Source organism: Pseudomonas songnenensis (assembly GCF_003696315.1).
GTDB classification, from domain to species: Bacteria; Pseudomonadota; Gammaproteobacteria; order Pseudomonadales; family Pseudomonadaceae; genus Stutzerimonas; species Stutzerimonas songnenensis.
The window spans coordinates 558,033-583,126 of sequence record NZ_RFFN01000002.1 but is presented as its reverse complement, the minus strand read 5'-3'; the positions used below and the strand labels follow the sequence as shown (position 1 = coordinate 583,126).

Genomic DNA, 25,094 nt, shown 5'->3' with positions numbered 1-25,094 from the left:
GCTTCAGAGTCAGCCAGCGGGTGATTTTGGCCGATTTAGTCTTTCGCGAGGGGCCGTAATCGACGTGAAGCCGGTTGATGCTAACTTTTGACCGCAAATGTTTGCTTACTGCCCGACATCGAACGTCGCCAGAGCTCATTCAGCGCGTCATGGGTTGATTGGCCACTTGGCAGCGGTTGCGCACTTGGCGGGACGATAGCGCTATGACCGCTTGTACAACACTCAGGTCCGATGCGGTTCGAGAGCTGACGCCGGCGATGTCAACTTGGTTTGCTCTTCGATCGTTCCGGTATAGGTGGCGGACACTCGAGGCGCTGATTTGAGCGTGACACGACTTGGTCAGGCCGTCTAACGGCGAATCCATAACGAATACTGGATCCGCCGCCGGTACCACGCCCTGCATAAACGGCTACTGCGTCCCAGAATGGCGGCACCACCTCGCCTGATCCGCCCTACGATTGAGTGCTCGAAGCAGGCTGATAGATGTGAGTACGCTTGTGAATATGCTGGTGGTGCGCGTAGTACTCGTGAAGGTTGTGCGCCTCGGCTGACCGATGATGAAAGCCACGCTCTCCCCACATGAGCCACACCAGCATCTTGCCGGACTGCGTCAAGTAGCTGTCAAGAAGGTCACGACGCAGATAGCTGAACGAGCCACTGATCTGCGAGCCATACTCGCCGACTTCGCGGTAAAGAGACGCCACGCCTGAAGCATCGAGCAAGTCCCATTTGTTGGCGTGGTACCTGAGGCTCAAAGCCTTACAGAGAAGTTTGGATGGCAGGCTCGCCCCACTGCTCTGGTTCAGCACGCTGTGGTAGCTCTCCCAGTTGTACTTCTGCACCGGGATGTCGACCGTGACGCCACTGTTTGACCACCTATCAGCGGACACCATGTATTCGGCGCGGTCGTCCTCTCGCTCATTAGCGACAGGCATACCGGGTATCGAGGAGAAAGGCATCTCACCCGCATAGGTGTAATGGAAGCTTGGCTCCTCTGGAATGGCATCATTGCCGGGGTATTCGAGGCCAGTGAACAACGTGCACAGGTGGTCGACTTCTCCGCTGTCCACGAGTACACCTCGGAGGAAGGTGAAGACCTGTCGGTCATCAGCGGGAGCGTTCTGTTCGAGGAACCCGTCAAGTACGACCCACGGCCCGGACAGGCCATCAATCTCCTCGATCTCGAGGATGCCGCGGTAGTCTGGTTGCGGACCTCTCACCACCCAGTCGCCAGTACCAGTAGGTTGACCACTGAACAAGTCTTGGAGCGGCAGGTCGATTCTCGTGGCCGCGAGCGGAAATGTCGGGTCGATGTCCGCATCTGAGGGGCGAGCGCTGCGCCGCTCCGCAAGAAGGCCCTGCGCGTACCGGACACCCCACATCTCGAAGTAAGCGATCCAGCCGTACTTCTTCCCGTATCGGTCGACCTTGTGCTTGTCACCTCCCATACGAGGGCCGGAGTTCATTTGCCGGTCAACAGCTTCGAACTGCGCGGGGTCATAGCCAAGCACCAGCATTCGCGAAACGATTGCCGGCAGCACCCGCTGGTACTCTGGGTTGCTGTCGTCGTAGTTCGACCGACCTGGAATCAGTCTTCCCATCGTGTAGTTGCCGAAGTCCATTCGAATCGCCTCACGCTTTGCACGTTCGATCACCGCCGGGTTGTACTGCGGCATGTTCACAAACGGACTGGGTAGATGGCTAAACGGTGGAAGGAGATGAGCTGCCTCGTCCGCAGACAAGCAAGCCGGATCCACCATCCTTGCGATGGCAATGGTACCCAGACAGTACTGCTGATATAGGGCATGCCAAGTAGGATGCGTCGCGCTAGGCGCGAACATCGCTTGATAAATCTCACGAGCGACTCTAGGCAGTGCCTCACGCATCTCCACAGCATTGATATCCGACCAGGTGGTCAGCGCCGCACCGTAGGCCGCGGCGAACATCCGTTCGGGGACGTATGGGTCTGAAACGGCAATTGCCTCTACTGCAAGCCGGAAAAACTCCGTAGGCCGCCTGGTGGCGAATTCGTACAGGGTCTTGGTGGCCACGTCGCGCAGGCTTCTGGACGTCGACGTCAGCGTCCACATCACCCAGCGCGCCCGCCGAATCTCTCGCTCGTCTAGATCACCCGATTTCCATCTGGACGACAGAAATTTGAAATCGTCTTCGACTTCCTCAGAGCTCTCGCGAACCCACTCCGACCAGAATAGATCGCGCTGCGTATTGGGCATGGCCAAGAGCACGCCGTGCAAGAAGTCCATGTCGAATGGATGCGCTCGCGCTGCCCTGGTACCCCGTAGTCTCTTGAAGGCAAACCGTGCGAACGGCTTCGACTCCTGCATTGCCCGCGCGAACCGTTCCACCGTTTCCCGCCCGATGTGCCTTGGGTCTGACTGCGTTGTCAACAACAGCGCGTTCATGACGAGGTTCTCGTCCAACAAGTCTTGCCAAAGCTGGCGCCTGACCGTGTGTTGCGGATACAGGCCAACCAGAGCCTGGAACACGTCATAAGCGAAGGTATGCGAACCAGGCTCACGGAATTGGAAGAGCGCGCGTCCTTCATCGCTTTGCAGCCACTGCGCCAAGGCCGGTCTGGCAAGCAGGTGGCGCGCCATCATATGTCCGGCCATCAGGTCGTATGAAAACGCGATTCCTTGGCCTCCTTCTTCAGAAGTCGTTCGAACGAGGACGCCTTCGGACTCCAGCGCGCGAATGACGCTGACGTCCCAACGGCCCACGTCTTGAACTGCCGTCCGAGCAGCTTTGAACTCCACGCTTCTCGCGTTGCCCTCCCAGAGGAGACCCGCGATCGTCAGCAGCGCATCTTGGACTTCATCTTGATAGATACGGTGCGCCGTTGGTGAAAGCTGAGCAACCCGTTCGGCAACCTTGTTGAAGTACGCTTCAAACAGGCTTGCAAGCGAACTGGGCAGCGCCTCCACCCCGACAATGTGCTGGCGCCGAGGGTTCGCCACCTCGCAGAAGATTCTCAGCGTCAGTGGGTGCTGCAAGAACTCGATGGGCAGATCCGCGTCGGTGGCGTCGATCTTGTAGTACTCAAAGTACTTGTCGATTGCCGTCTGCGGGTCTTCTAGGAATCCGTTGTGCTCAACTTGAGGAAAGTCCTCCGGCAGGCACATCTGCGCAAACTCATTGCGTAGAGTGACAACCAGCAGAACGTACGGGAAGTCCTCCAGAAACTCTTCCGCTCGGGCGAGTTCATCCCTCCAGTTTCTGGGGTCTTCAGCCTCATTCAGACCGTCAATGACAATGGGGATGCGCTTGCCCGCGCGCTGCCCCGCCGCATCAACGGCCTCAACCAGCCGGTCGAAGCTCTCCGCTGGCCTGCCAGAAATCTTGAAGGCAGACACAAGATCGTCAAGCCCCTGGCCTGCATGAAGATTCTTGCCTAGCAGCAAGACACCACCAGGGAGGTCTCCGTCCGGCTGCGTCACCTTGACGGCAAGCTCGGATTTTCCTTCGCCCGCAGCTGCAAGCACGGCCACGGCTCGAACGCCGATCGACCTCTCCAGACTGAGCAGCGCCGACGACACTGCGTGGATGTCCGCGACCAGATTCGCGGTTAACGGTGCTCCGCCTGAACGAGCCCCACGCAGCTTCGAGAGCAGCCTGTCGTAGTGCACCGGTTGCGGCGGGTTCGCCGCCAGCATTTGCTGTACAAAGTCGAAGTCGCCCCTGCCGAGCGCTGTGTGCAGGTCATCTAGCAGTCCAGCCAATCCGGTGGCTCGAGCCAAGAGCGAGTCGACTTCGGCCTTGAGTTCGACTTTTAGTTGCGCCGTGAGCGAAGAAATGTCCCTGCAATCCGTCTTGAGGGCACTTGAGATTTTCTCCAGTGATTCCCACGCGGCCTGTCCGCCCAGATGCCTGAGCACCTTCCCTTCTGCTCCAACGACAACATGAACTTCCTGTTGGTATCGGCGCTTGAATGGAGCTGCAGCGAGCCTATGCTGCTCAGCAAGTAGCGCAGGCGTCAGAACGAGCTCGCCGAAGTAGGTTTCTCGAAGTAGTGCTCCCGGCCCTACCAGGAGGTCTTCGATATCCGTTGCCGTCAGCAGCTCCAACTTCAACTCGGGGAAGCGGTCTTTCTCAAGTGCGAAGAACCACTCTTGGTCCCCCTTTGTCAGCGTGTGGTGTGTCCAAAGCTTCCAGTCGGTCACACCTGGGACATGCTTGCGCGTCTTCTCCATGCCCTCGACGATCTTTTGTTTGCGCGCGGCCCCCAAGTCTTGTCCGTTTGTCAGCTCATACCATTTGCATTGCCAGCCAATCCAGCGTTGCGGCGCTCCGAGATCACAAGACTCCGTCAGCTGAAGATGAAACTCCACGCCTGGCTGGTTTGCGAGTTGCTTGAAGCGACCGTAGCGTCCGTAGTGTCGGCGCACCAGAGAGCGGCAAAGCTTCTCGAAGTTTTCGTCCGCGGCTCCAGGTAGCTCGCTGAATACATCCCAATTTGCTGCAGGCATTGGCGTTTTCCCTGTCAGCTGGCATCGGCAGAATCGGACGGGTAGTCGTGCGCAGAGAAGACCTCGACCTTAGCCCCAGCATCAATGAAGAGCTTCACGAACGCGGACACCTCCGCCTCGTCAGTCGTGACAGTGATTCGATCGCCTTCACGCGAGAGGTGATGATCGGATACCAACTGGCCGAGATCAGCTGGCCCCAAGGTGTTGAGGTTCAGACTGCACAGCAACGAGAGCATGTCATCTGAAAATCTCTGATTCTCAGGTTGAGCAAAAGGGATGGAGTAGCTGTCGTCTTTAGCAGCCTGAGCGCTGAGCTTGTCAATGTCCTTCTCGACCTGCTCGGCGTCTTGCGCGCACTTGAACCTCCCGATGAGAACCAGGTTCATCGAATGCTCAGAGCCGTATCCGTTCCAAATCTTCATGATTGGGCCTCTCGTTTTATCTCGAAAGTATTTCTGAGTCGCTCAAGCGCCGAAAGAGCGCCGGCGTCTCCAATCTTCACGCCGTCGGGCGAGTAAGAGCTCGCGCGCAGCATGCCGGATGCATCTATATGCGCATAGGCATTGAGGCCTCGCTCATCGGGGAGCGGGTCGCACGTAGGCAGTCCTGACGCACCCGCCTCACTGACTGCAAGGCGAACCTTGCCTCTGTAGTTGGAGACCCAGTCTCGAAGTGCTCGGCTTACCACTCCATCGATGCTTGCGACCGCTGAGGTTGCTTGCTGAGGAAGCAACAGTAATTCGCTAGCTCCAACCTTTTGCGCGAGCTCGCTCAAGGCGTCAAGTTCTGCAACCGTACGCTCGTTGACCACGACGTTGAGCCCAAATGGCGACAAGGTCGCAATCGAATCCATTCCTCGGAGGAGACTGGAAAACTGCTTCCCGCGCTGTTCTTCATAGGTGCGGCCGACCCCGTCGACGCTAATGCGTGCGAAGTGGATCGAGCCCTTGAGGCGCTCGGCCAGCTGTGGCGTCAGGCGATGACCGTGAGTCGTGAATGTGACCGCGAGCTGAGTCTCCCCCGCAACTCGTTTGCATATGTCGACGAAGTCAGGATGCAGCGTGGGCTCGCCGCCACCAAATCCGACGCCGAGGCACCCCTCCGTATCCAGTTCTTTTAACCAGCCGAGCACTTGGTCGCTATGCAGAGACGCCTTGTGCTTCGGCGCGTAACAGTAGGCACAGTGAAGGTCGCAGACATTGGAGAGTGCAATAGATACCTGGCGGGGGGAGGTCGACCAAATCGCCTCTTCCGGGCGCAGCTCATCTAGAAGGACATTCACGCCTGAAGTTCGATCGAAAAAATGCACCCCGTTTGGGCCGACTCTGGATTTCATAAGGAATTGTCACCGAAAGCAGTTCAACCTGAAATAGGCTGTCTAACGTGTCGATATTCTCGAGGCTACTGTTGATGCAATCGTCCGCTCAGCGCCTTACTGTAAATCAGCGCCACGGACCACTTTCTGCCAATTCGAAGGTTCTGCGCTCACATCTGATCGCAGAGAACCTATATGAGGAGATTTGCACCGTGCGATCAAATGCTTCGGCCGAGCCGGACGGAGTCGTAACTTCCGTCTTTATCCGAAACGAACAATCGCCTCTATGTAAGCTCAGACGCCCAGTCTTTCATTACTCCTCAGCGGATACCTGCATAGTGCATCATAGATTCCGCCCCGCTCCCTCTAGCCGGTCTTGGAGTGCCAGCTCTTTCCGGCGAGGAAAAAGTAGTCCGGGGAAAAGTACCTTGCCGAGGTAAATGAGAAGCCAGAGGAAGTTGGCAGGACTCGCTAAAGCACCAGTAGAGGCGCAAAAAGAGCATCAAGCAGCTTTAAAGGCTCTGGAAAAGCGTGCTGTCGAGCTTGATCAGGAGCTTCAGTTCATCGAGAAGTGTCTCGCCAGCGTCTCTCAACGCGAGCAAGCTAAAAAGCTGCAATGAACTCTACTCCGCTCGGCACAGATCTGGCTGCTGTGGGCTGATATCCTGCTCGATTTCAAAGGATTTTTTACGATTTCTATGAACTCTATCGCCCGCCTATAGCTCAGCCACTACTGCCCAGTGCGCGCGACAGTAAGACGTCTCCACGAGATGGGCTACCATACTTTGGCTTCCTAGCGACTCTGCCAAGATTCAGGGGACGGCAATGGAGACTTTATCGTTAAGCTTGCATCACCTAAACGCCGTCATTTTGCAAAGTAAATCTATGAGCGGCAATGCTGTGTTATTCGAAGTACCATAAGCGCCACTCGCTCCGCCCACATTCTCGCTAGCCATTAGACAGCTGCGTTTAAGCGGAAAACCTTCCCAGATTTCACCCTATGTTTAGCACTTAATGCGCGGAGCGGTATCTCCGAACCGTCCCGCTCAACCTGAACAAGCACGCCATTCTTTGCTATTACCAAGGTATGGCCCGCCTCAACGGAACGCAGGTAAGCAGCATGCGTGGCGGCAGCTGCGAGCTCAGGAATCATTTTTTCGTCACGGTCCATTTCGCTATCGCTGAATTCGGCCATGGATTTAGTCCTCTCAATGGCGCCTCGATGGCTGATGCTTAAAGACTCTCAATCTGATGCCTATTGTTTTGGCTCATTGACACAGTGATCGGTGGGAAGCGAGTCACAGAGTTCAGCAAGGCTACCATGGAGCCACCAGGCGGTTGCTTGGGCAGCGAGCCAAGGATCACCGATCAAAGCGTCACTGCGGAGGTAATGCGCCGAGCCGCTTTCAGGTAGATCGTAGCTCTTGGATTTCAGTTTGGATGCAGCTGAGAATCTGATCCGCCTCGCCCGCTGGCGCCTGTCTTAGATAGGCCAGGATGAGCAAGGAGGCGGGATGAACCGATAGAATTTCCGCGATTTGCTCTATTTTCTCCAGCGATGGCTTCCACTTGCCGCGCTCAATCGCGCTGATGTAGCTCTGGCTGGGCCCAAGCCCTTCCTGGGGTAATTGCCTCTGCTGCCGAAGCTCCTTAATCACAAGCCCAAGCGCATCATTCAGTTCCACTTTGCTGCCTCGCAAAAGGAACGATGAAGCCTTTTCGAAGCTGAATGAGCTATGCTGTATATAGCTTAAATGTAGGGGCCCATTGATGTTCACCACCCATCGGCATGCTGAAATCCCGCTCGCGCCTTTATTTGGGGAACCCTACCAACTATGGCGCTTTGTTGAGCTTGAGCAGCATCGTCCCTGGTTTTGTGTAACCCTTAACCTTGGCAAAGGTAGGGCTAACTGGAGAACGATGTACCTTGTAGCGTCCGGGGCAGAGCTAGAGCATATGCTGGAAGGTATCGCTGCCAAAGCCAAGATAGAGGACGTGCAGGTCATCACTCCCTCTCGTCTGAATGGAGCCGGCGCGTGGCAGATGGAACCGCTTGCTGAGCTGGTTCGCATCTCCGATACCAATGAAAATGTATTGGGCTATGACCTTAGAACCAGGTCAGGGGCTGTCTACTCGGATAGAGATCACATCAGCTCAGCCGATGTAGAGCGCGCTCAGATCTACTGTTCAACGACCACTTAACTGGCCTGGGCCATTAGCAGTTTCGCTGAGGCGATCCTCCAGGGTATTCGGTGCCCGCCTGAAGTAAGCCAGCAGTCGAGATGTCTGTCACCTAAGTAGTCGTAGTGCGGTGAATCAGGGTTGCTCGGTTAGCAAAATGGGCGAATGCTAAGGTTCGCGCGTGGCCAACATATGAGTCTCGTGCCTGTATGGCCCGCCGACGCCCTCCTCACGGAGCCTGGTTGCCTGACGGCGCTCCAAGTAATCCCCTCGATTGAATATGGCCTGTCTAAAGCCTATAGCCGGTATCGATTGGGGAACGCGCGCGCGGCCAAAACTAGCCGCGCGAGCGCTCGGTTATGCGGGAGACTTCTGGAGGACCTTAGTAGCGAGCCCCTTTACCTTCCGCAGTGACTCCCCAGCGAATTGCATGTGGTGCGAGTTGTGAATCACGCGGTCCATCACCGCGTCCGCAATCGTCTTGAAGAGGTTAGGTCTGTCCCGGGCTGAGCGGACACTGACTTAAGGTGGATAATGTCTACCGCGAGGAGTGTTCATAACCCAGACCAGACGACATTTCCCGAATCATTCGAACGCGAGGCAGTAGACCAGGTGCTTGCCGGTACACCGCTTCGTCATGTGGCCGAGACGCTCGGCATCGCCAAAAAGCCTGCTGGAAAAAACGGAAGCGCCAGCACGAGCAGCAAGGTGACGATGCCTTTCCGGGTAATGACAAGCAGCGCGGTGAGAGTACGGAGCTGCTTCGGCTACGCTAGCAACTGGCTCAGGTCACCATGGAGCGCGATGTTTTAAAAAGGTTGATCGCAACTTGCCGACGTTTGGGCTACATCAGTCCGATGGTGTAAAGCGGCGAAATGCGAGCAGTAGCGCTCTTAACAACCTGTCCACCAGCTCCGGGACAGACCATCACTTCACCTGAACAGCCAGAACTTTTTCAATTGCGTCACAGAAACCCGGCTTGTGTATCGTCCTCCCTTTCACATCCAACAATTCGCCCCTGCTACCAATCGACAGCCCCACTAGGCCAAGCAACGCTGGATCAATCGCAGCTTTTAAGGCTGCCAACTCAGCATCATTCAAGAGCGGCCGAGTGGAAATGGCTTGCCCCGCCGCGCTTCCCAGGATGATCGGTGCACCACTGTGCTTAGCCTTGCGCGACTCCTTGGCCTTGAGCGCCCGCAACTCTTTGGCGAGCAGGCTCACGCTCATGCGCAGCACCGGATCTTGGATGTGTTCGATCCAATCATTCGGATCGGCTTTTGTCTTACTGGACTTGGGCAGCGACGCGAGTTTCCAAGCCTGGATCAGTTCCCGGTAATGCTCGCCGGTCTTATTGACGATGGACTTTTCGCCGGGGACAGGAAGCCCACGGTCATTGGCAAGGGTGATGATGGTCTTGTAGGAAAAGTCCGAAGAATGCCGCTCATGCAGCAGCCGGCACGCTTCGTTGATGGCTTCCAGGCTTCGCTTGCGGCGGCTATCGTTGGCCGCGCTCATCAGCCTCCCGTAGGTGTCTTGCGGCGAAACAAGTTGGTCACTCATTGATAGAGGCCTCGTGGATCAACTGGCGCGCGCTATTGGGATTGGAGAGAAGCTGTTTGATCTCGGCCGAAATGCGCGTCAGCTCCGGCTCGTGAGTATCAATGTCGAGCAGCATCAGGTCGCCCGAGAACAGATCGTCGATCCTTTCCCAGGACCCTAAACGCTGAAGGAGAATCCGGTTCATCTCGTTGGCAACGACCAGCTTCTGTTCGTCGTCGAGCCTGAACATGGTCGGTGCCAAGCCGTTGTTCTCGGCCATACGGTCGATGGCCTGTGCTATCAGCGGCACGGCACGCGAGGGATTGGCCGACCGATAGATGGTCGCGTTCTGGCAGATTTCGGCCAGCAAATGGTAGTTAGTCTTGGATTCTTCAAAGGCGACACCGATCTCGGCAAGATCTCCACCAGCGATTAGTCTGACACCATTCTCGCCTTCGCCGCCCTGCTCGCCTTCATTGATGAGTTTCAGACAGCCCTGGACGTAGTGATTGATGGCTGCATAGTCAGTCAGCAGGCCATCGAGCTTCCCCGCGCTCAGTTGCTGGTTGGCGCTCGCCTGCTTTCGATTCGAGTGCTGAGTGTCCGGCTGATTGGCCTGGCAGGCGTCATACCAGTCCTGCTCAAGCCGTTCGACCGCCGCCGCGTAGCTCTGAAAACGTGCGCTTTCCGCATGAATCTCCAACGCGAGTTCGTTGGCCAGCGCCACCAGGCCGCCAAGGAACGGAACCCCGGTGACAAAGAACCGACATCGCGGGCAATTTTTCTGCCCGAGATAGCCCGCCTCGACAGGGGCATAAAGACTTTCAACCTTTCTCTCGGCCACAGCCTCGCCGCCGATTTGGCATGCAGCGCCTGACATGGGACAGAGGCCGTGATCGAACACCACGCAGGCCGAGTTCGGCACGTCAGACTCGAGCAGCAAGCGATTTCCGTCCGTTGCAATCAGTTGATGGCGAAGCGGCTGTAATCCCTGCGTCCTAACCGCTTCGGCATGGCGCTGAGTTGAAATCTCTGCGGCGCGCTTCTCAGTCTCGCCCATGGTGCGGCGCATCTGATCGTTGTTCAGCCTGATGTAGTAGATCGTCATCACTAGCGAGGCATGACCGACAAGCTTGGAGATCAGGTAAATAGGCGCTTCGCCGTCTGCGATGAACGCCGTAATCAGACTGACACGCAGGCTGTGCGGTGTGTAGGGGCTGATATAGCGCTGATTGTTCGCTTTGAAGTTGGGGCTTTCGCTGGCAAGGTTTTCGCCGGGACGCTGAATCGCGTAGAGCAATGCCGGCAAGATGTGGGTGAAAGCCGTTGTGGTGAACGTCGGCTGACCCGAGGCGTCCGTGCGGAACAGAAAGCATTGGGTGCCACGCGCCTGCAAAATCTTCTCATTGGTTTCGGCGCGAAGTTTGATGTCAGACCAGCGCGTCGGCTCTTTCAGCGAGTTGTACTTAGCTTGCCAGTCGCGCAGCAACAGGAACCAATAGAGCAGATCATCAGGAATCCACGGAACTTCGTAGCCGCCTTCCTGGCGTCCGGTCTTGTTGGTGTTCACATAGAGCTTTGGCGCGTCCCTGTCGCCGCGCTGTACCGCAGCCTGCGAGCGGCGTTTCTTGCTCCCTTTGCCAGCCAGGGGGCCGGTGTTCTTCTCCCAGCGAACACCGCCATACTCAGCATCGAAAACGGCAATTTCGTTATCCGCCTCGCCGCTGTCCAGCCAAAGAATCTGTTGGCCGCGCAGCGGAAAACGCAGCAGCGTGTAGAGCGCCACAAAGCGAACAGGCGACCAAATCTGATAGCTGTCCACCACTTCGCGATTGTCTTTCATCTTGCGGTCAGCCTTGACCTTCCGCCAAATGCAGTTCGGATCGGCGCGGTCGATCAACGACTCGTCCACATAAATCCAGTCGGCGCGGGTCGCAAAGAAGTCTTGCAGGTGCGGCAAATCCGTCAGGCTGGGCCGTGTCTGCAATACCCGTTCGCCGTTCGGCACGAGGAAATTGCGTGCACGGAGAATGTATTCATAACCAAGCGGCGGCTTGGTGGACTGGCTGGGCCGGTAGGCCTGCAAGCTATCTGTAAAGCCGGCCAGCACCGTTTGAAAGGGGTTCCGGAACTCAGCAAGCACAATGCGCTCGTCCGCGTCGGCATCGGTGCAGCGTTCATCCAAAAGCCAGTCGAAAAAAGCTGTGATAGCTCTGTGATAAGGTCTTTTCAGAGACTCGGCCTGGGCTTCAATGAACTGCTGATAGGCCTCAGTGGGGAAGGGATTGGCGCGCAGCAGTAGGTGTACCAGTTCATCTGGCAACTCCTGTACCTGATAGAAATTACTCAAAAAAACCCTGATCGCGGATCTCTTGCCTTGGATGTTCACTTGGGTCTTCAGCCACTGCTCAACATTTGCCCATATGTGCGGGTAGTCCGCTAGGGCAGCGCTAGGGCTTTCATTGCCGAGGAAGTCGTACCAGTCCATCCAGCCGGCGTCGGCATAGAACTGACTGGGTTTGCACGGCAGCCGCGGGTCTTCGCGGTAGCGCCTTGTGTAGTCGGGCTGACTCTTGATGTCCAGCGCCTGGGCTGCCGCCTTGGCCTCGGCGTAGGTCGGGTAGAAGTCGGGCCGTTCATTGCCGTGGAAGTCGTACCAGTCCATCCAGCCGGCGTCGGCATAGAACTCACTGGGGCTGGACGGCAGCCGCGGGTCTTCGCGGTAGCGCTTTGTGTAGTCGGACGGATTCTTGATGCCCAGCGCCTGAGCTGCCGCCTGGGCCTCGGCGTAGCTTGGATAGAGGTCGGGCCGTTCATTGCCGAGGAAGTCGTACCAGTCCATCCAGCCGGCGTCGGCATAGAACTGACTGGGTTTGCACGGCAGCCGCGGGTCTTCGCGGTAGCGCCTTGTGTAGTCGGGCTGACTCTTGATGTCCAGCGCCTGGGCTGCCGCCTTGGCCTCGGCGTAGGTCGGGTAGAAGTCGGGCCGTTCATTGCCGTGGAAGTCGTACCAGTCCATCCAGCCGGCGTCGGCATAGAACTCACTGGGGCTGGACGGCAGCCGCGGGTCTTCGCGGTAGCGCTTTGTGTAGTCGGACGGATTCTTGATGCCCAGCGCCTGAGCTGCCGCCTGGGCCTCGGCGTAGCTTGGATAGAGGTCGGGCCGTTCATTGCCGAGGAAGTCGTACCAGTCCATCCAGCCGGCATCGGCATAGAACTGACTGGGTTTGCACGGCAGCCGCGGGTCTTCGCGGTAGCGCCTTGTGTAGTCGGGCTGACTCTTGATGCCCAGCGCCTGGGCTGCCGCCTTGGCCTCGGCGTAGGTCGGGTAGAAGTCGGGCCGTTCGTTGCCAAGGAAGTCGTACCAGTCCATCCAGCCGGCATCGGCATAGACCTGACTGGGGTTGCACGGCAGCCGCGGGTCTTCGCGATAGCGCTTTCTGTAGTCGGGCGCACTCTTGATGCCCAGCGCCTGGGCTGCCGCCTGGGCCTCGGCGTAGGTCGGGTACCAGTCGGGCCGTTCATTGCCGAGGAAGTCGTAGCAGTCTATCCAACCGGCGTCGGCGTAGATCTGATTGGGGCGGGCCGGCAGCCGCGGATCTTCGCGGTAGCGTTTTCTGTAGTCGGGCTGGCTCTTGATGCCCAGCTCCTGGGCTGCCGCCTGCGCTTCGGCGTAGGTGTAAAAATCTTTTTTGGCTGGCATCGGCGTTATTCCTTGATCAAGAGATCGTGGGAATTTTCTGAATGCTGCGAGCGCAGCCGTGCTTCCAGGTCGCGTAGATCCTGGCGCATTTGTGTCGTCGTGCGCTGCGTGTAGGTCTGACTCGATTTGATCGACGCATGGTGCATTGCGTTTTTGATCAGCAGTGGGTCGGCGCCGCCCCGAGCCAGGCGCTGGCCATAGGCATGGCGGTGGCCGTGCGGGGTGGTACCCTCCATCTTCTCGTACACCAGCCCGATCCGCTTAACAGCCAACTTGTGGGCCTTGCGAAACATCCGGTGCGAATAGGGCTGGCCGTCCCTTTTGGTGAAGGCATACGGGTGAGCTTCGCCAACCTTCGGCTTCACCCGCTGTTTAAGGTGGTAGTCACGCCAGAGGCCGGCAAAAACCAGTCCAGCCTCATAGGGATAAAAGAACACCTCGAAACAGCGTCGGTGCGGGTCGGTAATCAGGCCATTCTTCCACCCAAGGAACAGCGGGTCGGTCGCTTTGACCAGCCGATTGCGGGGTTGCAGGCCATATTGGCTTTGAAGGTAAGCAGCGCGGTTGGCTTGACCGCCAGGTGCCCGGCCGTATTCAGGGTGATAAATACGGACGATGACCTCCCCGGCCTCTAAGCTAACGTCATCACTCCAAAGCGAGAGCGCTTCAGACAGCCTCAATCCGCCGTAGTGCATGAGGTAGGTAATCAGGACATTTCGAAGGTCTGTAGGCCCGCGTGAATCTCGTGACCGCCTCCGGAAACCCTCGCATACCAGCAGCTCGAAGTGTTCCTCTGGAAATGCTTTGGTGGGCGTTTGTCGTTCAACAGGCATAGTCCTTGAGCGCACGGCTCTGGACTGCTTCGTCTGCGACGTGGAGCGCCAGAGGTGTGCAAGAAAGGCGTTATCCCTGCGGTGCGAATAGGCCGCCCAATTCAGGCGTTCCTCGTGCCGATTCGCCTGCTGCCAGGGGTTGAGTTGCAGCTTAGCGCCCTCGTTGACGGCAGCCAGCCAATCGGTGAATCGGGTGACGTGGCCGATCAACTTACCGGCATCGTCCGGTTGCCTTGGTTGCCACCACAGGCCTGAAGGGTCGCTGCTATTGGACACCGTGCCGGTGTAAAGCGTGTCTGAGAATGCTGTGAACAGCGCCCTCGGATTGTCATAGAAGCCCTGGTTGGCCTCCATGTATTCCAACAGCAACTGCAACGAGAAAGTCGCAGACTCCTGCCAGGAGCGACTCTTGATCCGGTTCAGATACATGTATCGAGCGAACTGATCCAAGACGCCATGCTCGGTGACGATAACCGGCAGGGTAATCTGAATTCCTGTCGAATCAGCCACAAAGGCTCTGAACTCACGATGAGACGATTCGAGGACAGTTGGCATGAGCGGCCCTACGATATTTCTTAGTTTTTATGTACCTCGTTTGGGATAAATCTAGCTCTTAAACTCGTACCAACAAGCCCACACCAAATAAATATCAGGGGATATCTATGCTGGATGTGGGCTTTTGAGTTGAGGTTTAGGACCGCGTATCGGGGTAACTAATCGCAGAAGGTGCAACTGTTCCAGGAGCAACCATTGGTCACTGGCAGGATCAGCGAATGCGCTTCGCTGGGCGGCCGGAAAACCGGCTCTATGTAGCGGATAGGAAACTCGCTCGCGTTCATTGGGACCACGTCCGTTCGATCAGCTGCGCTTCAGTCACGCTTGCGCTTGTTGCCCATGCGCACGCCGATATCCATCAGGAACTGAAAAAAGCCGTCCTGATCTTCCAGCACATTGCTCCAGAACGGCGAGTGGTACAGCGCGACGGCGCCGTGCACCAGCGCCCACGCAGCGCAGTAGTGGAAGTACGGTGGCACGTCTTCCAGCTTGCCTTCCGCGATGCGGCCTTTGATCAGCTGGGTCAGGTGCTCGAAGTTGGAAGCACGGATGCTATGCAGCTGCTCGACCATCTCCGGCACCTGATTGCCCTTGACCACTTTTTCCTCGAGGCGGTCGAACAGGCGATAGCGCTGTGGATCGCGCATGCGGAATTCGAAGTAGGCGCGGGAAAGCGCTTCCTTGTCGCGGTCAAGATCGGGAGAGTGGAGGATCTGGTTCAGGTCGCGCTCGTAGTCGAGCATCAGCCGCAGGTAGATCTCGGCCTTGGACTTGAAGTGCTTGTAGATCGTGCCTTTGCCGATACCGACCGCATCGGCAATCATCTCGACGGTAACGCTATCCTCTCCCTGATCGAGAAAAAGCTGCAACGCAGTATCGAGGATTTCCTGTTCGCGGCGGCGAAATTCGCGGACCTTACGAGGTTCATTCTGCATAGGAAGGCTGCTTGAAGGTTGATTCGAGGCAGCCATTATGCCTAACCGGTCATCAAATGCACGGAACATCCAGACATGATTCAAATAAATGACGAATTTCCACAATTAGTCGGTTTGCGATATCTGAACCATGCCGCCGTCGCTCCCTGGCCGTTGCGCGCAGCGCGCGCCGTCAGCGCTTTTGCCGAACAGAATGCCGCCCTCGGTGCGCGCGACTATCCACAGTGGCTGGCAGTCGAGCGAAGCCTGCGTCAGCGCCTGACGCGGCTGCTGAATGCGCCAAGCAGCGCCGACGTGGCGCTGGTCAAGAACACCTCTGAAGCCCTGTCGTTCGTTGCATTCGGGCTGGATTGGAAAAGCGGTGACCAGATTGTCATCAGCGATGAAGAATTTCCGTCCAACCGCGTCGTCTGGGAGGCGCTGCAGCGTTACGGTGTCGAGGTGGTTCAGGTCAATCTCAAAGGTGCCGACCCTGAAGGCGATCTGCTGGCGGCATGTGGCCCACGGGTAAGCCTGATGGCAATCAGCGCCGTGCAATACGCCAGCGGCATGCGCCTGGATCTGGTTCGTCTAGGTGAAGGCTGCGAGCAGCGCGGCGTGCTCTTGTGTATCGATGCGATCCAGCAGTTAGGGGCCCTGCCCTTCGATGTCCAGCGGAACCGCTGCGCCTTTGCCATGGCTGACGGCCATAAATGGATGCTCGGCCCGGAAGGGCTTGGCGTTTTCTATTGTCGCAGCGACCTGCGCGAACGACTGAAGCTGCACGAATATGGCTGGCACATGCTGGAACACGCCGGCGACTACGACCGCACCGACTGGGAGCCCGCACGCAGCGCCAGACGCTTCGAGTGCGGCAGCCCCAACCTGCTGGGGGCGATGGCACTCGAAGCCAGTCTTTCGCTGCTCGAGGAAGTGGGAATGGAGCAAGTCGCCAAGTCGTTGGACGAGCGAATCGAATGGCTTGCCCAAGGGCTCGACGGCCTGAGCGGAATCGAAATCCTGTCATCGCGCCAGGCGGAACGCCGCTCAGGCATTATCACGTTCCGGCTTGAGCACTGGACGAATGCCGAACTGTTCGAACGCCTCAAGGCGGAGCAAGTCGTGTGCGCATTACGCGGCGGCGGCATCCGCCTCTCTCCACATTTCTACACACCAGCGCGGGTAATCGACGAAACGCTCGCCCTACTGCGAGGGCTGACTGCGCACTGACCGCGATCAACCAGCGAGACATGTATTCCAAATGCGTTTAAAAACCGCACAAATGCGCCTGCAGAGCGCAGATGCAGCGCTAATACTTGAGTAACTGGCCGGGCAATCCCCCCACTGCCCAGCCAGATGAGGTCGCTAGGATTGCGATTTCATACTCCTAATGGTCTTGGCCCGGTTTCTCAGGAATCCGGGTTTTTTTTGTCCCGGGCTTACTGAAACCTATACCGTCTTTGCCAGCAAACGAGCCCGCAACCGATAGCACAGCCAGAGAAAGCCAATCCAGATCGGAATGGCGAATACCGACATACGAATCCCTGGGAGCCACAGCATGATGATCAATATGCCGGCAACGAAGGCCAGGCACAGGTAGTTGCTCAGCGGAAACCAGAACGCCTTGAAGCCAGGCTCAACCCCTTGCTGCTGCATGGCGCGTCGAAATTTGAGATGTGCAAGGCTGATCATCGCCCAGTTGATCACCAACGCAGCCACCGCGAGAGACATGAGCAACTCGAGCGCGCCCTGCGGAAACAGGTAGTTCACCGCCACGCAAAGCAGCGTCACCAATGCGGATACCCCCACCGCAAGGACCGGTACGCCACGAGCGTTTATTTTCATGAGGCTGCGCGGCGCATCGCCTTGTTCGGCCAGGCCGTACAGCATCCGGCTATTGCAGTACACGCCGCTGTTGTAGACCGATAGCGCGGCAGTGAGTACGACGAAATTCAGCAGGTGCGCTGCGGTATCGCTGCCGATCAGCGAAAAGATCTGCACGAAGGGGCTACCGCTGTAGGGGTCGCCCGCGGCGCCGAGCGTCAGCAGCAACGCATCCCAGGGATAAAGTGCCAGCAGAACGGTCAGCGCACCTATATAGAAAATCAGGATGCGATAGACGACCTGATTGATAGCCTTTGGAATCACAGTTTTCGGCTCAGCCGCTTCCGCCGCGGTGATACCCACCAGCTCCAGCCCACCAAAGGAAAACATGATGATCGCCAACGCCAGCAGCATGCCGCTGAATCCGTTAGGGAAAAACCCACCGTGGCTCCACAGATTGCTGATGCTCGCCTGCTCGCCGCCCTTACCGCTGACCAGCAGGAAAAGCCCGAGCAGGATCATGCCGACGATCGCGGCGACCTTGATGATGGCGAACCAGAACTCGGTTTCGCCGAAGGCCTTGACGTTACTGAGGTTGATCATGTTGATCAGCACGAAGAACGCTGCGGCCGTAGCCCAGGTCGGAACCTCGGGCCACCAGAACTGGACGTACTTGCCGACCGCCGTGAGCTCGGCCATGCCCACCAGGACATAGAGCACCCAATAGTTCCAGCCGGAAAGAAACCCCGCATAGCCACCGCCATACTTGTGTGCGAAATGGCTGAAGGAGCCTGCAACCGGCTCCTCGACAATCATCTCGCCGAGCTGGCGCATGATCAGAAAAGCAATGAAGCCACCGATCGCGTAGCCCAGAATCATTGACGGGCCGGCACTTCTCAGCACCCCGGCCGAACCCAGGAATAGCCCAGTGCCGATCGCCCCGCCCAGAGCGATCAATTGGATGTGGCGATTCTTCAGGCCGCGCTGGAGCGACCCGGTGTGCAGCGTTTCAGCGGTCATACGCCACCTTTTGGATATTCAGGCAAGATAAGCACCGCCCATGTTGACGAAACAAGGCAGCGCATCAGGCTTGCTCGGCAAGCCTCAACTTCCCGCGGGAGACTCCGTCAGCCGCTCACTCTGGCCAGCGGGAACAATGCCTTGAAATTGGCGGTAGTCTGCGCAGCCAGCGCCTCGAACGGAACACCACGCAACTCAGCAAGAAACTCGGCGACCTCACGCACGTACTGCGGCAAGTTGGCTTTGCCACGGTGGGGAATCGGCGCCAGATAAGGCGCGTCGGTCTCGACCAGCAGGCGATCGGCCGGGACCTTGCGGGCTACGTCGCGCAGCGCATCGGCATTGCGGAATGTGACGATCCCCGACAGCGAGATATAGAAACCGAGATCAAGCGCAGCCTTGGCCATATCCCAGTCCTCGGTGAAGCAATGCAATACACCCGCCTGCGGCAGCGCCGCTTCACGTAGCAGATCCAGCGTATCGGCGCGGGCCGCCCGGGTGTGCACGATGACCGGTTTGCCGGTCAGCCTGGCTGCTTCGAGATGCAGCCGGAAGGACTGCTGCTGCATCTGCGCAGCCTCGGGCTCGTAATGGTAATCCAGACCAGTTTCACCGATGGCAACCACGTGCGGGTGCTGCAACTCGCCAAGCAACCAATCCAGCACCGGCTGGCTGGTCGGCTCAAGATCCAGAGGGTGAACACCAATCGAGCAGTCCACGTCGGCATAGCGCTCGGTCAGCGATCGGACCGCCGCTGCGTTATCGGCGCTGACGCCTATGCAGAGGAAATGCCCGACACCGCGCGAGCGTGCGGCGTCCAGCGCGGCGTCCAGTGAGCCGTCATGAGCAGTGAGGTCGAGGCGATCGAGATGACAGTGAGAATCTACCAGCATGAAAAGCACTACTTGCTATCGCGAAAAAGGGGCGATTGTAGAGCACATGACCGGTATTCAGGAAAGGACAGTGGGCCTGTCTGGCGGCACGGGACGCAATGAACCAGAGCGTCACATCGTGTGGGTAGGGCGATCCGACTTCAAGGCCCCTGCCAGATAGGTTTCGATCTTGTTGCGCGCGGTGCTGTCACCCTCGTTGAACTGCACGCCAATTCCCGCGGCGCGACTGCCCTGGGCACCTTTCGGCGTGATCCAAACCACCTTGCCGGCAACCGGTATCTTCTCCGGCTCATCCATCAGGTTGAGCAGCATGAAAACTTCGTCGCCGAGTTTGTAGCTCTTGTTGGTGGGAATGAACAGACCGCCATGCTTGATGAACGGCATGAACGCGGCATAGAGCACCGATTTGTCCTTGATGGTCAGGGACAGGATGCCATTACGCGGACCAAGATTTGCTGGCAGGCTCATGCGGTGTTCCTAACGAAAATTCCGGTCGATTCTAGCCCGCGCCGGGCAGCGTTGCCCACTGCACCAGCAGCGCTTCGAGAAGCAATACACGGTTGAGATTGGCTTTGCCTAGCACTTTCTGCCGTTGTTCGAGCAGCCAGTCCTGCAGCGCCATGACTTTGTGCTGCGGCGACTTCTGCGCCAGGTACTGCAATACCTTCTGCATATCGGCCGCACCGAGCTCCGCTTCATCGCCGGCCATCTGGTAACGCAGAATCAGATGCGACCACTCACAGAACCAATCGAAGAGCAGAATCAGCGGCAACGCATTCCAGCCCTCGGCAAGCTGACTGGGCGATTGCTGCTGCTTGAGCAGCCTCTTCACCCCATCGACGACCAGGGCACGCAGGTCCAGCACTTTCTGCTCGTGCAACTTCAGCGCTGCCAGAGGCGATCCCGCCGCCAGCGTCAGCAGCTGTTCACGCAGATCAGGTGCCAGGTCGGGCAATTGCTCTGCCAACCAATCGAGACTCTGCTGTCGTCCAGGCAGCGGGCAGGCCTGTTGAACACAGCGGCTCTTGATTGTCGGCAGCAAACGGCTTGGCTGATGGCTGATGAGTAGCAGCACCGTATCGCCGGACGGCTCCTCGAGGCTCTTGAGCAATGCGTTGGCCGCGTTGAGGTTCATCGCCTCGGCCGGCTCCAGCAATATCACCTTGCGCCCGCCCAGCTGCGCCGTCTGGGTGACGAAGCCGACCAGATCACGCACCTGGTCGACGCGAATGGCCTTGTCGACCTCCTCCGGCTCGAGAATGTAGTGGTCTGGATGAGTCTGTGCAGCCAGCAGTTGGCAAGCCTTGCATGCGCCACAAGCCATGCCATCGACCGGGCGCTGGCAGAGCAGCAGCGCCATCAGCTGCTCGGCCAGCAGTCTTTTTCCGATGCCGCCAGGGCCATGCAGCAGGTAGGCATGGGCATGCTGCGAGCGCCCTGCCAGCTGCCGCCAGAGATCGGCCTGCCAGGGAAGAACATCAGCCATCAAGGCGCTCCATCAGCTCGGGAATCAACGCCTCGACATCACGCTGCACGGCAGTGAGTGACTGGCCGGCGTCGATGATCCGATAGCGCGCCGGTGCCGCCTTGGCGCGATCCAGATAGGCATGTCGTACCGCCTCGAAAAAGCGCATGCCTTCCTGCTCGAAGCGGTCCAGACGACCCCGCGCAGCCGCTCGAGCCAACCCTACCTCGATCGGCAGGTCGAAGATCAACGTCAGGTCGGGACGCAGATCCCCCTGCACGAAAGTTTCCAGTTGCGCGATCCGCTCAACCGAAAGCCCGCGGCCGCCGCCCTGATAAGCGTAAGTTGCATCGGTGAAGCGATCACAAAGCACCACCGCCCCCCGTTGGAGCGCTGGCCGGATGACCTGCGCCAGATGCTGAGCCCGCGCTGCAAATACCAACAGCAGCTCGGTATCCACCGCCATCGGTTCGTCGGCCGGGGTCAGCAACAGTTCACGAATACGCTCGGCCAACGGCGTGCCACCAGGCTCGCGGGTCAGCACGACGTCCACGCCACGCGCTCGCAGGTGCTCGGCGAGGTACTCACGATTGGTGCTCTTACCGGCCCCTTCGGGGCCTTCGAGCGTGACGAAGAGTCCGTTCATTGCGTGCTCTCGCTGTTGACCGGCGCCTGCCGCGGCGGCGGGCTGGAGCGATAGTCGGCACGCCGCTTGAGCTGGTACTCGCGCACCGCCCGGTTGTGCTGATCGAGCGTATCGCTGAAGACATGACTGCCATCACCGCGAGCAACGAAATAGAGACTGGTGCCGTCTGCCGGATGCAGCGCGGCATGAATCGCCTCACGTCCGACCATGGCGATCGGGGTCGGCGGCAGGCCGGCATTGGTGTAGGTGTTGTAGGGCGTCGGCGTGCGCAGATCGGTGCGAGTGATCCGCCCCTTGTAGCGCTCACCCATGCCATAGATCACGGTTGGATCAGTCTGCAGCAACATGCCCCGTGCCAACCTTCGCACGAAGACACCTGCGATCTCACCCCGCTCTTCCGGCACACCGGTTTCCTTCTCGATGATCGACGCCATGATCAGCGCCTGATATGCGTCCTGATACGGCAAGCCTTCGGCGCGCTGCTGCCACTCCTCTTCAAGCACCTGCTCGAGACGCGCATAGGCACGCCGCAGCAGATCTGCATCAGACGTGCCGCGGGTGAATCGATAGGTGTCGGGGAAGAATCGCCCCTCCGGATGCAGATCCGCTGCACCGATGCGCGCCATGATCTCAGTATCAGACAGCCCGTCCAGAGTTTGCTGCAGCTTGGGCTGATTCAGCAGGGCGTTGCGTAGCTGGCGGAAGTTCCAGCCTTCAACAAGCGTCAGACTGTATTGCACGACTTCGCCACGCTTCCATAATCCGATCATGTCGCGTGCGGTCATGCCCGGCGTCAGGCGGTACTCTCCGCTGTGCAGGCTCTGCCCGGACAGGTTCAGCCGCCAATACAGCCGCAACCAGAAGGCATCATCCAGCACGCCTTCCGCTTCCAGGCGCTGAAACACACCGCTGGGCGTATCGCCCGGACGCACATCGAGTAGCAGCGCCTCGTCCGTCACGGCCAGCGATTGCTCGAGTGCAGCGTGCTGCTTCCAGGCGAACAATCCGAGCGAGATTGCCGCTAACAGCACTACGCCCAGCAGCAGAATGAGAATTTTACGGATCACGAATCACTCAACAGGTCGGCAACAACGGCCTGCAGTTTACGGGTCAGCGGACCGACGGGCCAGACACGTTCGGCCAAACCTGTGACAGGCCAGATACCGTAGAGGCTGTTGCAGAGAAACACTTCGTCAGCCTGTAGCAGTTCGACATAGCTGATGTCGCCCTCGACCACTGCCAGCCCATGCTGCGATGCACGGACCATGATTTCGCCTCGCATGACGCCGGCGACGCCGCAACGTACCAGCGACGCGGTGCGCAGTTCACCGTCGACGACCATGAACAAATTGCTGAACACGCCCTCCACTACCCTGCCGGACATATCGCGCATCAACCCTTCGGCATAGACGGGATCACGCCATTCGGCACGCGCCAACACCTGCTCCAGCCGGTTCAGATGCTTGATGCCAGCGAGCCGCGGCTGCTCGGCCAGGCGTGTCTCACAGGGGAAAAGCCTGATCCCGGAAAGCGCGTTTTGTGGCGGGTAGGCGGGAAGAGGTGACCCTAAAAGCAGCCGTTGCGGCTGACAGGGCTCGGGCAATGCGTATCCGCGCTGTCCGGTGCCGCGTGTAATGATGAGCTTGGCAACGCCCTGCCCCAGCACCTGGAAGAACCGCGTCAACTCGTTGCGCAGATCATCGGTATCCATTGGGATAGCGAGGCGCCGACAGCCATTGCTCAATCGCTGCAGATGGCGATCAAGCAGTCGAGCCTGACCACCCGCGACTCGTATCGTCTCGAACAGCCCATCTCCATAGGCCAGGCCACGATCATGAACGGGCAGCCCATCACAGGGCCGCCCGTTCAGCCAGCTCGATGTCACTCGGCAAACCGGCGGAATACCAGCGAACCGTTGGTTCCACCGAAGCCGAAGGAGTTGGACACCACGACGTCGATCGGCCTTGGCTTGGCCTGATGCGGAACGAAGTCCAGATCGCAGCCTTCATCAGGCTCATGCAGATTGATGGTCGGCGGTGCGACTTGATCACGAATGGCCAGAACGCTGAAGATCGCTTCGACGGCGCCGGCGGCACCAAGCAAGTGGCCGACCATGGACTTGGTCGAACTCACCGACAGCTCATAGGCGTGATCGCCAAACACACTGCGGATCGCAGCAGCCTCGGCCTTGTCACCTGCCGGCGTGGAAGTCCCATGTGCGTTGATGTACTGCACCTGCTCGACATTAAGCTGAGCGTCCTTCAGCGCGTTACGGATGCAGCGCGCCGCACCGGCGCCGTCATCGGGCGGGGACGTCATATGGAAGGCGTCGGCACTCATACCAAAACCAATCAGCTCCGCATAGATATGCGCACCGCGGGCCTTGGCGTGCTCCAGCTCCTCGAGCACCAGCGCACCGGCACCGTCGGACAGAACGAAGCCATCACGCTCCTTATCCCAGGGACGACTGGCAGCAGCGGGATCGTCGTTGCGCGTGGACAATGCCCGCGCCGCGGCGAAGCCACCGATACCGAGCCCGCTGGCAGCCATTTCGGATCCGCCGGCGACCATCACATCCGCCTCGCCATAGGCGATATTGCGCGCGGCCATACCGATGCAATGAGTACCCGTGGTGCAGGCAGTGGCAATGGCGTAGTTAGGACCCTGCAATCCCAGATGGATCGACAGGAAGCCGGACACCATATTGATGATGGAGCCCGGCACGAAGAAGGGTGAAATACGCCGCGGGCCTTGTTCGATCAGTGCCTTGCAGCTGTTTTCGATATTGGTCAAGCCACCGATACCAGACCCCATCGCAACGCCGATGCGCTCCCGATTGGCATCCGTGACTTCGAGACCGGAATCACGCACGGCCTGAAAGCTCGCAGCGAGACCGTACTGAATGAACAAGTCGAGCTTGCGCGCTTCCTTCGCCGGCAGATATTGCTCGACATCGAAGCCCTTGACCGACCCGCCAAAACGAGTGGAATAGGCAGAAAGGTCCATGTGCTCGATCAGGCCGATACCACTACGGCCGGCGAGAATACCCTGCCAGCTGCTCGGCACATCGTTACCCAGTGGCGAAAGCATGCCCATCCCGGTGACTACGACGCGTCTACGCGACACAGCGATTACTCCTATACCTAACGTACTCGGCTCGGCTCCCGTCGAAACAGGAACGTTGCTTGGATCGGGAGCTGGAAGCGCCCAGATGAATCTCTCTCAAAGAAAAGCCGCACTACCTCGATCAAGGCAGTGCGGCTTTCCTGTTTCCGAAGCGGATTACAACTTACTGCGCGTGCGCATTGATGTAATCGATGGCTTCCTGAACGGTGGTGATCTTCTCAGCCTGCTCGTCCGGGATCTCGGTCTCGAATTCCTCTTCCAGAGCCATCACCAGCTCAACGGTGTCAAGAGAGTCGGCACCCAGGTCTTCGACGAAGGAAGCGCTGTTGGTTACTTCCTCTTCTTTAACGCCAAGTTGCTCGGCAACGATTTTCTTGACGCGTTCTTCGATGGTGCTCATACCTTGTTTTCACTCCTATGGAAAAATCAGGCAGCTGGTTTGCGCGGTAGTGTATAGAAAGCGTTTTCCGCATTTCAAGCTGGAAGCAGGCAAGCATGATACCGCCTTCAACCATCTGTCTATAAACCAGCTGATGTTTTATAGCTAATTTAAAGACAGCCCTAAGACTGTCCTCCTTTGCCGGGTGTCA

At 58.3% G+C, this 25,094-nt stretch carries 21 protein-coding genes and 1 pseudogene; 3 read left to right on the top strand and 19 right to left on the bottom strand.

Features of this window, described 5'->3' with window-relative positions; genetic code table 11:
• Window positions 1-452: 452 nt before the first annotated feature.
• The 3 genes from EA798_RS07150 to EA798_RS07140 are packed head-to-tail and all read right to left on the bottom strand — an operon-like array spanning window position 453 to window position 5,823.
• The gene (locus tag EA798_RS07150; protein WP_122098504.1) at window positions 453-4,487 is read right to left on the bottom strand and encodes an NACHT domain-containing protein; all 4,035 of its coding nucleotides are present in this window, start codon (window positions 4,485-4,487) and stop codon (window positions 453-455) included.
• A 14-nt stretch (window positions 4,488-4,501) separates the two neighbouring features.
• A complete protein-coding gene (locus EA798_RS07145; RefSeq protein ID WP_122098503.1) occupies window positions 4,502-4,909 on the bottom strand; it encodes a DUF6375 family protein in 408 nt (135 codons plus the stop codon).
• On the bottom strand, window positions 4,906-5,823 hold the full coding sequence (locus EA798_RS07140) for a radical SAM protein (RefSeq protein WP_122098502.1): 918 nt from the start codon (window positions 5,821-5,823) through the stop codon (window positions 4,906-4,908). Before EA798_RS07140 ends, EA798_RS07145 begins: the two co-directional genes overlap by 4 nt.
• Before the next feature lie 437 nt (window positions 5,824-6,260).
• Here EA798_RS07140 and EA798_RS07135 point away from each other — a divergent pair, with 437 nt between their 5' ends.
• Entirely contained in the window at window positions 6,261-6,422 is a 162-nt protein-coding gene (locus EA798_RS07135) for a hypothetical protein (protein WP_244221257.1), read from the top strand.
• 335 nt (window positions 6,423-6,757) lie between these two features.
• Here EA798_RS07135 and EA798_RS07130 read toward each other — a convergent pair whose 3' ends face one another.
• Together EA798_RS07130 and EA798_RS07125 are read right to left on the bottom strand one after the other, a co-directional pair.
• Window positions 6,758-6,997 (bottom strand): hypothetical protein, encoded by a 240-nt coding sequence (locus tag EA798_RS07130; RefSeq protein ID WP_122098501.1) that lies wholly within the window; start codon window positions 6,995-6,997, stop codon window positions 6,758-6,760.
• Window positions 6,998-7,208: 211 nt separating this feature from the next.
• Window positions 7,209-7,487: a helix-turn-helix domain-containing protein gene (locus EA798_RS07125; protein ID WP_244221256.1), complete on the bottom strand. Its 279-nt coding sequence runs from the start codon at window positions 7,485-7,487 to the stop codon at window positions 7,209-7,211.
• A gap of 85 nt (window positions 7,488-7,572) precedes the next feature.
• Here EA798_RS07125 and EA798_RS20695 point away from each other — a divergent pair, with 85 nt between their 5' ends.
• Window positions 7,573-8,004 (top strand): hypothetical protein, encoded by a 432-nt coding sequence (locus EA798_RS20695; protein ID WP_208643714.1) that lies wholly within the window; start codon window positions 7,573-7,575, stop codon window positions 8,002-8,004.
• Between the two features lie 906 nt (window positions 8,005-8,910).
• Here the strand turns inward: EA798_RS20695 and gmtX are convergent.
• From gmtX to EA798_RS07095, 5 genes and pseudogenes are all read right to left on the bottom strand, one after another.
• Window positions 8,911-9,546: a gamma-mobile-trio protein GmtX gene (gene gmtX, locus EA798_RS07115; RefSeq protein ID WP_122098500.1), complete on the bottom strand. Its 636-nt coding sequence runs from the start codon at window positions 9,544-9,546 to the stop codon at window positions 8,911-8,913.
• Entirely contained in the window at window positions 9,539-13,228 is a 3,690-nt protein-coding gene (gene gmtZ / locus EA798_RS07110) for a gamma-mobile-trio integrase GmtZ (RefSeq protein WP_208643713.1), read from the bottom strand. Before gmtZ ends, gmtX begins: the two co-directional genes overlap by 8 nt.
• 5 nt (window positions 13,229-13,233) lie before the next feature.
• A complete protein-coding gene (gene gmtY / locus EA798_RS07105; RefSeq protein ID WP_122098499.1) occupies window positions 13,234-14,616 on the bottom strand; it encodes a gamma-mobile-trio recombinase GmtY in 1,383 nt (460 codons plus the stop codon).
• 161 nt (window positions 14,617-14,777) lie between these two features.
• Window positions 14,778-14,900, bottom strand: a pseudogene (locus tag EA798_RS07100) (radical SAM protein); the annotation flags it as partial.
• Between the two features lie 30 nt (window positions 14,901-14,930).
• Complete coding sequence (locus EA798_RS07095; RefSeq protein ID WP_003299617.1) at window positions 14,931-15,551, bottom strand: TetR/AcrR family transcriptional regulator; 621 nt, start codon at window positions 15,549-15,551, stop codon at window positions 14,931-14,933.
• Window positions 15,552-15,626: 75 nt separating this feature from the next.
• On the opposite strand from EA798_RS07095, the gene EA798_RS07090 reads away from it, so the two are divergent.
• Entirely contained in the window at window positions 15,627-16,760 is a 1,134-nt protein-coding gene (locus EA798_RS07090) for an aminotransferase class V-fold PLP-dependent enzyme (protein WP_122098498.1), read from the top strand.
• 219 nt (window positions 16,761-16,979) lie between these two features.
• Here the strand turns inward: EA798_RS07090 and EA798_RS07085 are convergent, their stop codons facing one another.
• From EA798_RS07085 to acpP, 9 genes are all read right to left on the bottom strand, one after another.
• Window positions 16,980-18,374 carry an amino acid permease gene (locus EA798_RS07085; protein ID WP_122098497.1) on the bottom strand — a complete coding sequence of 465 codons (1,395 nt, stop codon included), beginning with the start codon at window positions 18,372-18,374 and terminating at the stop codon, window positions 16,980-16,982.
• Between the two features lie 107 nt (window positions 18,375-18,481).
• Entirely contained in the window at window positions 18,482-19,267 is a 786-nt protein-coding gene (locus tag EA798_RS07080; protein WP_122098496.1) for a TatD family hydrolase, read from the bottom strand.
• A 111-nt stretch (window positions 19,268-19,378) separates the two neighbouring features.
• Window positions 19,379-19,735, bottom strand: coding sequence for a PilZ domain-containing protein (locus EA798_RS07075; protein WP_003283656.1), 357 nt, complete (start codon window positions 19,733-19,735; stop codon window positions 19,379-19,381).
• Window positions 19,736-19,766: 31 nt separating this feature from the next.
• Window positions 19,767-20,753: a DNA polymerase III subunit delta' gene (locus EA798_RS07070; protein ID WP_122098495.1), complete on the bottom strand. Its 987-nt coding sequence runs from the start codon at window positions 20,751-20,753 to the stop codon at window positions 19,767-19,769.
• The gene (gene tmk, locus EA798_RS07065) at window positions 20,746-21,378 is read right to left on the bottom strand and encodes a dTMP kinase (protein WP_106158286.1); all 633 of its coding nucleotides are present in this window, start codon (window positions 21,376-21,378) and stop codon (window positions 20,746-20,748) included. The genes EA798_RS07070 and tmk overlap by 8 nt, the downstream gene beginning before the upstream one ends.
• On the bottom strand, window positions 21,375-22,445 hold the full coding sequence (gene mltG, locus EA798_RS07060) for an endolytic transglycosylase MltG (RefSeq protein ID WP_122098494.1): 1,071 nt from the start codon (window positions 22,443-22,445) through the stop codon (window positions 21,375-21,377). The genes tmk and mltG overlap by 4 nt, the downstream gene beginning before the upstream one ends.
• Window positions 22,442-23,263, bottom strand: a complete 822-nt coding sequence (pabC, locus tag EA798_RS07055; RefSeq protein ID WP_106158284.1) for an aminodeoxychorismate lyase — start codon at window positions 23,261-23,263, stop codon at window positions 22,442-22,444. The genes mltG and pabC overlap by 4 nt, the downstream gene beginning before the upstream one ends.
• Window positions 23,260-24,504, bottom strand: coding sequence for a beta-ketoacyl-ACP synthase II (fabF, locus tag EA798_RS07050; RefSeq protein WP_106158283.1), 1,245 nt, complete (start codon window positions 24,502-24,504; stop codon window positions 23,260-23,262). The genes pabC and fabF overlap by 4 nt, the downstream gene beginning before the upstream one ends.
• 163 nt (window positions 24,505-24,667) lie before the next feature.
• The gene (gene acpP / locus EA798_RS07045) at window positions 24,668-24,904 is read right to left on the bottom strand and encodes an acyl carrier protein (protein ID WP_003283670.1); all 237 of its coding nucleotides are present in this window, start codon (window positions 24,902-24,904) and stop codon (window positions 24,668-24,670) included.
• Between the last annotated feature and the right edge of the window lie 190 nt (window positions 24,905-25,094).